General features: G+C 60.1%; 7 protein-coding genes. All 7 read left to right on the top strand.

All coding sequences use genetic code 11. The features are described from left to right. The first annotated feature begins 81 nt into the window (after nt 1-81). The 7 genes from B5V00_RS14600 (at nt 82) to B5V00_RS14565 (ending at nt 8215) form a co-directional block, all read left to right on the top strand. Nucleotides 82-1257 carry a thiolase family protein gene (locus tag B5V00_RS14600; protein ID WP_085011558.1) on the top strand — a complete coding sequence of 392 codons (1176 nt, stop codon included), beginning with the start codon at nt 82-84 and terminating at the stop codon, nt 1255-1257. A gap of 166 nt (nt 1258-1423) precedes the next feature. Next, nucleotides 1424-2281, top strand: coding sequence for a 3-hydroxybutyryl-CoA dehydrogenase (locus tag B5V00_RS14595; RefSeq protein WP_085011557.1), 858 nt, complete (start codon nt 1424-1426; stop codon nt 2279-2281). A 47-nt stretch (nt 2282-2328) separates the two neighbouring features. Beyond that, the gene (locus B5V00_RS14590; protein WP_085011556.1) at nt 2329-3123 is read left to right on the top strand and encodes a hypothetical protein; all 795 of its coding nucleotides are present in this window, start codon (nt 2329-2331) and stop codon (nt 3121-3123) included. A gap of 116 nt (nt 3124-3239) precedes the next feature. Next, nucleotides 3240-4022, top strand: coding sequence for an enoyl-CoA hydratase-related protein (locus B5V00_RS14585; protein ID WP_085011555.1), 783 nt, complete (start codon nt 3240-3242; stop codon nt 4020-4022). A gap of 240 nt (nt 4023-4262) precedes the next feature. Continuing rightward, nucleotides 4263-5420, top strand: a complete 1158-nt coding sequence (locus B5V00_RS14580) for an acyl-CoA dehydrogenase family protein (RefSeq protein ID WP_085011554.1) — start codon at nt 4263-4265, stop codon at nt 5418-5420. Between the two features lie 249 nt (nt 5421-5669). Further along, nucleotides 5670-6815, top strand: coding sequence for an acyl-CoA dehydrogenase (locus tag B5V00_RS14570; protein WP_085011552.1), 1146 nt, complete (start codon nt 5670-5672; stop codon nt 6813-6815). Nucleotides 6816-7036: 221 nt separating this feature from the next. After that, nucleotides 7037-8215, top strand: coding sequence for an isovaleryl-CoA dehydrogenase (locus tag B5V00_RS14565; protein WP_085011551.1), 1179 nt, complete (start codon nt 7037-7039; stop codon nt 8213-8215). The last annotated feature ends 95 nt before the right edge of the window (nt 8216-8310 follow it).

Genomic DNA, 8310 nt, shown 5'->3' with positions numbered 1-8310 from the left:
AGGCGAAAGGGAGTCCCCTGGCCGCTTGTGCCTTTACCTTTAGCCCTTGGCCGATTTTTACAAATTCGAAAGGATAAAACCATGTCTGACGTATTCATCATCGAGGCCCTGCGTACCCCGTTCGGCAGTTTCGGCGGCAACCTGGCTGATGTCCCGGCTCCCGAACTCGGGGCGACGGTGGTCAGGGAACTGCTGGCAAAAACCGGTGTCGCGCCTGACCAGGTCGGGCAGTTCATCGCCGGCCAGGTGATTCAGGCCGGGGTCGGCCAGGCGCCGGCCCGGCAGGCGATGCGGGCGGCAGGAATTCCCGACGGGGTTCCGGCGATGACCATCAACAAGGTCTGCGGCAGCGGTCTCAAGGCGATCATGCTGGCCGCCGACAGCATCCGTCTTGGCGACGACCAGCTTGCCATCGCCGGCGGCATGGAGAACATGTCGCTGGTTCCCTACGCCCTGCCCAAGGCGCGTTACGGCATGCGCATGGGCAACGCTACGGCGATTGACCTGATGATCCACGATGCTTTGTGGGACCCCTACAGCGGCCGTCACATGGGCGAAGTGACCGAGGAAACCGTGGCTCGGCTCGGCATCAGTCGCGAGGACCAGGATGAATTTGCCATCGACTCCTATCGGCGCGCCCAGAATGCGGTCAAGGAAGGCCTGTTCGTCCGGGAAATTGCTCCGGTCTGTAAAAAGACTCGCAAGGGGGACGTCGTCGTCAGCGAGGATGAAGATCCGTTCCGGGTCGATTTCGACCGTTTCACGTCCCTGCGGCCCGCGTTTCGCAAAGACGGTACTCTGACCGCCGGTAATGCCTCGACCATCGCCGACGGCGCGTCCTTCGTTATGCTCGCCTCCGGTGAAGCGGTGGCGAAATACGGCCTGCAGCCGCGTGCCCGCCTGGTGGCCTACGCGACCAACAGTCTGCACCCGGACAATTTCCCCGAGGCGCCGGTCGGGGCGATTGAGCGCGCCTGTACCAGGGCCGGATTGACGGCCGGGCAGATCGATCTGTTCGAGATCAACGAGGCTTTCGCCGCGGTGACGATGATCGCCATCCGCAAGCTCGGTCTCGACCGTGACAAGGTCAACATCAACGGCGGCGCCTGCGCCATCGGGCATCCGGTCGGCGCCAGCGGTGCCCGCCTGGTTACGACCCTGCTCAACGGACTGGAACAGCGTCAGCAGCGTTTTGGTCTGGCGACCCTCTGCATCGGTGGCGGCGAGGCGGTTTCGGCGATTTTCGAGCGGGTGTGAAAACAAAAATCTTGAGCCACCAAGGCGCCAAGAACACCAAGAAAAACAGGAATCTGGGACGGAAGGCTCCATTCTTGGTTTTTCCTCCATCTTTTTCGACTTCTTGGTGAACTTGGTGCCTTGGTGGCTGCATCTGGTTTTCGATTCTTCAAACAGGAGGAAAGCAATGGCAATCAAGCGGATCATGGTCATCGGGGCCGGTCAGATGGGTGGCGGAATCGCCCAGGTGGCGGCCGAGGCGGGTCTGGAGGTGGTCCTCAACGACATCGACCGGACCTTCATCGACAATCGGCTGGCGTTTATCGGCAAACTGCTCGACAAGAATATCGCCAAGGGGCGGATCAGCGAGGATGACAAGGTCGCCATCATGTCCCGCTTGATCCCCTCGACCGACCTGGCTGACGCCGCCGGGGTCGATTTCGTCGTCGAGGCCGCCGTCGAGAAAATGGAGATCAAGGAGAAGATCTTCCGCACCCTTGACGAGGTGGCCGCGCCGGGCGTGATTCTCGCCAGCAACACCTCCTCTCTGCCGATTACCGAGCTGGCGGCGGTGACCGGACGCCCGGAACTGGTGATCGGCATGCACTTCATGAATCCGGTACCGGTGATGAAACTGATCGAGGTGATTCGCGGCATCGCCACCAGTGACGCCACCTATGCCACGGTCAAGGAACTGGCGGAAAAGATGGGCAAGGTTCCGGTCGAGGTCAACGACTATCCCGGTTTCATCTCCAACCGGGTCTTGATGCCGATGATCAACGAGGCGATCTACTGCATCTACGAGGGGGTCGCCGACGCCGAGTCGATCGATACCGTGATGAAACTCGGCATGGCCCATCCGATGGGACCGCTGACACTGGCTGATTTCATCGGCCTCGATACCTGCCTGGCAATCATGGAGGTTCTCTATGAAGGCTTCGCCGACAGCAAGTACCGGCCCTGTCCGTTGCTGCGCAAGATGGTCAAGGCCGGCTGGCTGGGCAAGAAGAGCGGCAAGGGATTTTTCGATTACCAGAATTCATAAAGTATACTGAATCCTGGAATTAACCGTTGACACCCCGGGAGGTGAGCATGGCCTACAGGAACATCCTGGTGCACCTCGACCAGACCGACCGCAGCAGCGAACGTTTCGATCTCGCCCTGGACCTGGCAGGACGCCGGCAGGCGCGGTTGAGCGCCTTTTACTCAACATCAATGCCCTATCTCTTTCAAGGGCAGGAAAAGGAACTCCGGGATCAGGTGCAGGCGGATTGTGCCGCCCGTGCCCAACAGGCCGGAGTCGACTTCGTCTGGATTCCGGAAATCCGGAGCATGGCTCACCAGCCTCTGGCGGCGCGGTTGAGTTTTCAGGCCTTTTTCGCCGACCTGACCCTGGTCGGCCAACCGGGTCCCGAGGCCGGAGCACCGCCCGCACCGCCCCGTGACCTGCCGGAAAAAATCATTCTCACCTCCGGACGGCCGATTCTGACCATCCCCTTTGCCGGGAATTTCCAGCGGGTCGGTACCCGGGTAATGCTTGCCTGGCGGTCGGGTCGGGCCTCGGCGCGCGCGGTTTCCGATGCTCTGCCGCTGATGGCGGAGGCCGAGGCGGTTTATCTGCTCAGCTTCGCCACCGACAGTTCGGAGCGTGAACAGTCCGAGGTGACACTGAAAAAACTTGCGGATTTTCTCGCCCTGCATGGGATCACGGCCGAGGTTGAAGTGCGTCTGATCAGTGGCATCGGCCTGGGAGATGCCCTGCTCAACCGGGTCGCGGAAGAGGGAATCGACCTGCTGGTCGCCGGCGGCGCGTTGCCCACGGCCCCGGCGCCGATGGCCTCGCAGCTGCTCAAGCAGATGACGGTGCCGGTACTGATGTCGTCATAGGGTGAACGTCGGCCAAGGGCTGAGGGCCAAGGGCCAAAGGCTGAAGGGCCAAAGGCTGAAGGGCCAAAGGCTGAAGATGAGTCAACAACCAACTTAAGACCCAGACGGGGGATGGAATGACATTCGAAAATTTGTTGTATGCAGTCGAGGATGGTATCGCTACGGTGACGGTCAACCGACCCAGGGCCCTCAATGCCCTCAATGAAGCGACCCTGAAGGAGCTGATCTGCTGTTTCGCCGGGATTCGGGATGATGACGCGGTCAAGGCGGTGATCCTGACCGGGGCCGGTGAGAAGGCCTTCGTTGCCGGGGCGGATATCGCTGAAATGCAGTCGCTCGATGCCGTAACCGCACGTCGGTTTGCGCAACTCGGTCACCAGTTGGCGGCGGCCATCGAAGAGCTGTCCAAGCCGGTTATCGCCGCGGTCAACGGTTTTGCCCTCGGTGGTGGTTGCGAACTCTCCCTCTGCTGCGATATCCGCCTGGCTGCTGAAAATGCCAGATTCGGTCAGCCGGAGGTCAATCTTGGAGTCATCCCCGGCTTCGGCGGTACCCAGCGACTGGCGCGGCTGGTCGGCAAGGGGATGGCAGCGGAGTTGATTATGACCGGCGACATGATTGACGCCGCTGAAGCCCATCGCATCGGGCTGGCCAACAAGGTTTATCCTTCCGCAGAGCTGCTGCCGGCGGCGCGCAAGATGGCGGCGAAAATCGCTTCCAAGGGGCTGGTGGCGGTGTCTTTTGCCAAGGCCGCCCTGCGTGACGGACTCGAAACCGATCTTTCCCGTGCCTGCGCCCGCGAAGCCGACCTCTTCGGTCTCTGTTTCGCCACCGCCGACCAGAAGGAAGGGATGCAGGCCTTCCTGGAGAAGCGGCCGGCGAAGTTTACGGGGAAATAAGCTGAAAATCTTTGGGCCGCCAAGACACCAAGAGCGCCAAGAGAACCTTTTTCAACGGAGAGACGCAGAGCAGGAGAGAACGCAGAGCAAATCCAGACCTGGATTCGGGAATTTAAATTCTTCCAAATGGATTTTCTCTGTCTCTGCCCCTCTCCACCTCTGCGTGAAACAGATTTTGACTTTCTTGGCGTCTTGAGCGAACACCGTGAGCGGGCGGCCCCCGAAAAAAGGATCTGAAACGTGAACCTTGACCTGACCGAAGAACAGAAACTGATCCAGCAGACCGCGAAGGAATTTGCCGAGGCGGAACTGGCCCCGGTGGCCGGCGAGCTTGACCGGGGCGGCGATCAGCAGCCCTTTTTCGACAATCTGCGCAAGCTGGCTGAACTCGGCTTCATGGGGCTGAACGTGCGCGAGGAGTACGGTGGTGCCGAGACCGGGGTGGTCGCCTTTTCCCTTGCCCTGACGGAGATCTCCCGTGCCTGCGCTTCGACCGCGGTGACCGTGTCGGTCAACAACATGGTCTGCGAAGTCATTCAGGCGGTCGGCAGTGAAGAGCAGCGCCGGCAGTACATTCCCCGGATCTGTTCGGGGGAGTACCCGGCCGGTGCCTTTGCCCTGACTGAATCCGGTGCCGGGTCCGACCCGGCCGGGATGACGACCACGGCTGTCCTGGAGGGTGACCAGTGGGTTCTCAACGGCAGCAAGATCTTCATCACCAGCGCGCCCTACGCCGGGGTGTTCGTGGTCTGGGCGGTGACCGACAAACAGGCCCCGAAAGGGAAGGGGATCAGCTGTTTCCTGATCGAGCGGGAGACCCCGGGCCTGAGCATCGGCAAGCAGGAAGAGAAGATGGGGCAGCACGCCTCGGCTACCAACGAGGTTGTTTTCAGTGACTGCCGGGTGCCGAAAGATGCGTTGATGGGGCGCCTCAACGACGGTTTCCGCGTCGCGGTCGGTGAACTGGCCGGTGGTCGTATCGGCATTGGTTCCCTGGCTCTCGGCGTCGGCCTGGCTGCCATCGACTGTGCCACCCGCTATGCCCTGGAGCGCAAGCAGTTCGGCCACAAGCTGGCCGATTTCCAGGCGATCCAGTGGAAAATAGCGGATACCTTCACCGAACTCGAAGCGGCCCGATTGCTGCTGATGAATGCCGCTTTCCAGAAGGAGCAGGGTCGCTCCTACGCCCGGGCGGCGTCGATGGCCAAGCTGTTCGCCAGTGAAAGCGCCAACCGGGCCTGTTACGAGGCGTTGCAGATCCACGGCGGCTACGGATACACCAGCGATTTCCCGGTCGAGCGCTACGCCCGCGACGCCCGCATCACCACCATCTACGAAGGCACCAGTGAAATCCAGCGACTGATCATCGCCCGGGATATTCTGCGCAGTTTCGGGTGAAAACGGCAGTAGATTCGCCACCAAGACACCAAGATCACCAAGAAAACCATCTTGACGGAGAGTCGCATAGAGGGAGGGGACGCCGAAAAACCAGAAAGCAATTTCGGGTTTAAAACCCAGAGGATTTTCTCGCTTTCTCCAATGTTCTCTGCCCCTGCGATAAATCAGTTTTCAGTTTTTGATTTTCTTGGTGGACTTGGTGTCTTGGTGGCTGCATTTATCTTTTTCAACCAGCAACAGGAGGCATAAATGAAATTTGAACTGACCGAAGAACAGAGCCTGATCCGCCAGACGGTGCGCGAGTTCGCCGAAAAGGAGATCAAGCCGGGCGCCGCGGAGCGGGATGAAACCGAAACCTTCGATCGCGCCCTGATGCACGACAAGGTTGGTGAACTCGGCCTGACCGGGATCGTTTTCCCCGAAGAATATGGTGGCGCCGGTGCCGACTATATCAGCTACGCCATTGCCGTTGAAGAACTCTCTCGGGTTTGCGCTTCGACCGGCGTGACCCTTTCGGCGCACCTGTCCCTCGGCGCCAATCCGATCTACCTGTTCGGGACCGAGGAACAGAAACAGCAGTTTCTGACCCCCCTGGCCCAGGGGACCAAGCTCGGAGCTTTCGCCCTGACCGAGACCGGGGCCGGTTCTGACGCCGGCGGCACCCGGACCACCGCGGTCAGGGATGGGGACAGCTGGGTCTTGAACGGCACCAAGATCTTCTGCACCAACGGTGGAGAGGCCGAGATCTACATCGTTTTCGCCCGGACCGACAAGCAGGCGGAGAAACATCACGGCATCAGTGCCTTCATTGTCGAGAAGGATACCCCCGGTTTTACCTTCGGCAAGAAGGAGTCGAAGCTGGGTATCCGCTCCTCACCCACCCGTGAACTGGTGTTCGACAATTGCCGGATTCCCCTTGCCAACCTGCTCGGCGAAGAGGGGAGCGGTTTCAAGGTGGCGATGAAAACCCTCGATGGCGGTCGCATCGGAATTGCTTCCCAGGCCCTCGGCATCGCCCAGGGAGCCTACGAGGAAGCTTTGAACTACGCCCGTGAGCGCAAGCAGTTCGATCAGCCGATTGCCGGTTTCCAGGCGATCCAGTTCAAGCTGGCCGACATGGCGACCGAGATCGAGGCCGCCCGTCTGCTGGTTTACCAGGCCGCCTACAAGGCGAGCGCCGGGATTCCCTACGGCAAGGATTCGGCCATGGCCAAGATGTACGCTTCCGACGTGGCCATGAAGGTGACCACCGAAGCAGTGCAGATTCACGGCGGTTATGGATTTACCCGTGATTTCCCGGTTGAAAGAATGATGCGCGACGCCAAGATCACCCAGATTTACGAAGGCACCAATGAGGTGCAGCGGATTGTCATCGGGGCGGCCATCACCCGCTAGCTGTCCCGGGTCAACGGACGGAGACAGCTGTTAAGCAGCGGTCGTCTCCGTCCGTTGACACACCCCGGAAGAAGATTTGAACAGTCACTATGCCGGTCTTTAAAGCCGTTTTATTTCAATAGGTTAGTGGAGGATTTTTAAATACGTAATCGCTTCCGGGTTTGGCACTGGGCTTGCTATTCAACAGGGCAGCAGTTTCTTAACCACCGTTGGAGAAAATCATGACAGTGATCAACTATCCCGGACTCAGTTTTGACCTTGACGATACCGCTACCCTGCTGCAGGAGACGGTGCGACAATTTGCTGCCGAGGAGATTGCTCCGCGTGCCGCCGACATCGACCGGGACAATCTCTTCCCGGCCGACCTCTGGCGCAAGATGGGGGATCTCGGACTGCTGGGCGTCACCGTCAGCGAAGAGTACGGCGGGGCCGGCATGAGCTACCTTGAGCACGTCATCGCCATGGAAGAAATCAGCCGGGCCTCGGCTTCGGTGGCACTCTCCTATGGCGCCCATTCCAATCTCTGCGTCAACCAGATTTTCCGTAACGGCAATTCCGAACAAAAATCAAAATACCTGCCGAAACTGATCAGCGGCGAGCATGTCGGCGCCCTGGCCATGAGCGAGACCGGGTCCGGTTCCGATGTCGTCAGCATGAAGTTGCGGGCGGATCGCCAGGGAGACGTCTTCGTCCTCAACGGTACCAAGATGTGGATCACCAACGGCCCGGATGCCGATGTGCTGGTGGTTTATGCCAAGACCGACCCGGAAGCCGGTCCACGCGGCATCACCGCTTTTTTGATCGAGAAAGGGTTTACCGGTTTTTCCACCGCTCAGAAACTCGACAAACTCGGGATGCGCGGTTCCAATACCTGCGAACTGGTTTTCGAGAACTGCCAGGTGCCGGTTGAGAACGTCCTCGGGGAGATCAACGGCGGGGTCAAAGTGCTGATGAGCGGCCTCGATTACGAGCGGATTGTTCTTTCCGGCGGTCCGCTGGGAATCATGGGGGCCTGCATGGATGTGGTGATCCCCTATGTTCATGAACGCAAACAGTTCGGGCACGCGATCGGCGAGTTCCAGTTGATCCAGGCCAAGCTGGCCGATATGTATACCGGTATGAATGCCTGCCGGGCCTACGTCTATGCGGTGGCCCGCGACGCCATCAGGCGCGGTGGGCGCACCCTGCGCAAGGATGCCGCCGGCGCGATCCTCTACTCCGCCGAAACGGCCACCCGGATGGCCCTCGACGCCATCCAGTGTCTCGGCGGCAATGGTTACATCAATGAATTCCCCACCGGCCGACTGCTGCGCGACGCCAAGCTCTACGAGATCGGCGCCGGCACCAGTGAGATCCGGCGGATGCTGATCGGTCGGGAGTTGTTTGCGGAGACGGAATAGGGAACGGCGAATGCAGTCACCAAGGGACCAAGGCCGCCAGGAAAAACCCTTTTAACGGAGAGTCGCAGAGGGGGAGAGGGCCCAGAGAGAAAATC

This window comes from Geothermobacter hydrogeniphilus, from assembly GCF_002093115.1.
Taxonomy (GTDB): Bacteria; Desulfobacterota; Desulfuromonadia; order Desulfuromonadales; family Geothermobacteraceae; genus Geothermobacter_A; species Geothermobacter_A hydrogeniphilus.
The sequence above is the reverse complement of the archived record's forward strand: the minus strand, read 5'-3'. Positions and strand labels throughout refer to the sequence as shown.

Excerpts from the sequence above, each read along its gene's own strand:
- B5V00_RS14595 (WP_085011557.1), top strand. The coding sequence starts at position 1,424 with ATGGCAATCAAGCGGATCATGGTCATCGGGGCCGGTCAGATGGGTGGC.
- B5V00_RS14565 (WP_085011551.1), top strand. The coding sequence starts at position 7,037 with ATGACAGTGATCAACTATCCCGGACTCAGTTTTGACCTTGACGATACC.
- B5V00_RS14585 (WP_085011555.1), top strand. The coding sequence starts at position 3,240 with ATGACATTCGAAAATTTGTTGTATGCAGTCGAGGATGGTATCGCTACG.
- B5V00_RS14590 (WP_085011556.1), top strand. The coding sequence starts at position 2,329 with ATGGCCTACAGGAACATCCTGGTGCACCTCGACCAGACCGACCGCAGC.
- B5V00_RS14570 (WP_085011552.1), top strand. The coding sequence starts at position 5,670 with ATGAAATTTGAACTGACCGAAGAACAGAGCCTGATCCGCCAGACGGTG.
- B5V00_RS14600 (WP_085011558.1), top strand. The coding sequence starts at position 82 with ATGTCTGACGTATTCATCATCGAGGCCCTGCGTACCCCGTTCGGCAGT.